The 1,782-nt window shown below is 74.9% G+C and carries 1 protein-coding gene; it reads left to right on the plus strand.

Annotated features, from left to right (window positions below; all coding sequences use genetic code 11):
• Positions 1 to 1,782, plus strand: a 1,782-nt coding sequence (locus tag G3I40_RS09710; protein ID WP_164301754.1) for an acyltransferase domain-containing protein, incomplete at both ends; no start/stop codon positions are given.

The following is a 1,782-nucleotide window of genomic DNA, read 5'->3' on the forward strand; positions in this document are numbered from 1 at the left end:
GGAGCGCGCGGTCGTCGTGGCCGGCTCCGCCGACGAGGCGCTGACCGGCCTGCGGGCACTGGCCGCGGGCGAGAGCGCGTCCGGCGTGGTCCGCGGTGCCGGCACCCCGGGCAAGGTCGCGTGGGTCTTCCCCGGCCAGGGCTCCCAATGGGCCGGTATGGGCCGGGAGTTGCTGGATACCTCGCCGGTGTTCGCCGAACGGATCGCCGCGTGCGCCACCGCCCTGGAGCGCTGGGTCGACTGGTCGCTGATCGACGTACTGCGCGGCGACGCGCCTCCGGAACTCCTGGACCGCGTCGACGTGCTGCAGCCCGCGAGCTTCGCCGTGATGGTCGGCCTTGCCGCCGTCTGGGCGTCCGTGGGCGTCGAGCCCGACGCGGTGGTCGGCCACTCCCAGGGCGAGATCGCCGCCGCCTGCGTCAGCGGCGCGCTGTCCCTCGACGACGCGGCCCGTGTCGTCGCGCTGCGCAGCCAGCTGATCGCCTCCGAACTGGCCGGGCGCGGCGGCATGGCCTCCGTGGCCCTGAGCGAGGAGGAGGCCGCCGCGCGCCTGGAGCGCTGGGCGGACCGCGTCGAGGTCGCCGCCGTCAACGGCCCGTCCTCCGTGGTGATCGCGGGCGACGCGCAGGCACTGGACGAAGCCCTGGACACCCTGGAGGACCAGGGCGTACGGGTGCGCCGCATCGCCGTCGACTACGCCTCGCACTCGCGCCACGTGGAGCGGATACGGGACGCCCTAGCCGACGCGCTGACCGGAATCACCGCCCAGGCGCCCACGATCCCCTTCTACTCCACCGTCACGAGCGGCTGGATCGAGGACGCCGGCGTCACGGACGGCGGCTACTGGTACCGCAACCTGCGCGGCCAGGTGACGTTCGGCCCCGCCGTCGCCGACCTCATCGCGCAGGGCCACGGCGTCTTCGTCGAGATCAGCGCCCACCCCGTCCTCGTCCAGCCCGTCACCGAGATCGTCTACGAGACCGAGGGCGCCGCCGACGTGCTGGTGACCGGCTCCCTGCGCCGCCAGGAGGGCGGCCTGCGACGGCTGTTCGCCTCCATCGCCGAACTGTTCGTGCGCGGCGTCCCCGTCGACTGGTCCGCGCTCCTGCCGGCCGGCGCCCCCGCGACCCGCGTAGACCTGCCGACGTACGCCTTCGACCAGCAGCACTTCTGGCTCCGGATGGACGGCTCGGCCACCGACTCGACGTCCCTCGGCCTGGCCGCCACCGACCACCCGCTGCTCGGCGCGGTGGTCCCGCTGCCGCAGTCCGACGGCCTGGTGTTCACCTCGCGCCTGTCCCTGCAGACGCACCCCTGGCTCGCCGGGCACGCGATCGGCGGCGTCGTCATCGTCCCGGGCACGGCCTACGTCGACCTCGCCGTCCGGGCCGGCGACGAGTTCGGCCACGGCGTCCTGGAAGAACTCGTCATCGAGGCGCCGCTGGCACTGCCCGAGCGCGGCGGCGTCCGCGTCCAGGTCGCGGTGAGCGGACCCGACGCGACCGGCCGGCGCACCGTCGACGTCTACTCGCTGCGCGAGGACACCGCGGGCGAGGGCGGCACCGGCCCGTGGACCCGGCACGCCACCGGACTCCTGTCGGCCGACCCCAGGCCCCCGCAGGCCACGGCCGACTTCACCACCTGGCCGCCGCAGGGCGCCCAGCCCGTCGACGTCGAGAACTTCTACGGCGACCTGACCGAGCGCGGCTACGCCTACGGCCCCGCCTTCCAGGGCATGCGGGCGGTGTGGCGGCGCGGCGAGGAGGTCTTCGCCGAGGTCGC

Source organism: Streptomyces sp. SID14478 (assembly GCF_010548525.1).
Lineage (GTDB): Bacteria > Actinomycetota > Actinomycetes > Streptomycetales > Streptomycetaceae > Streptomyces.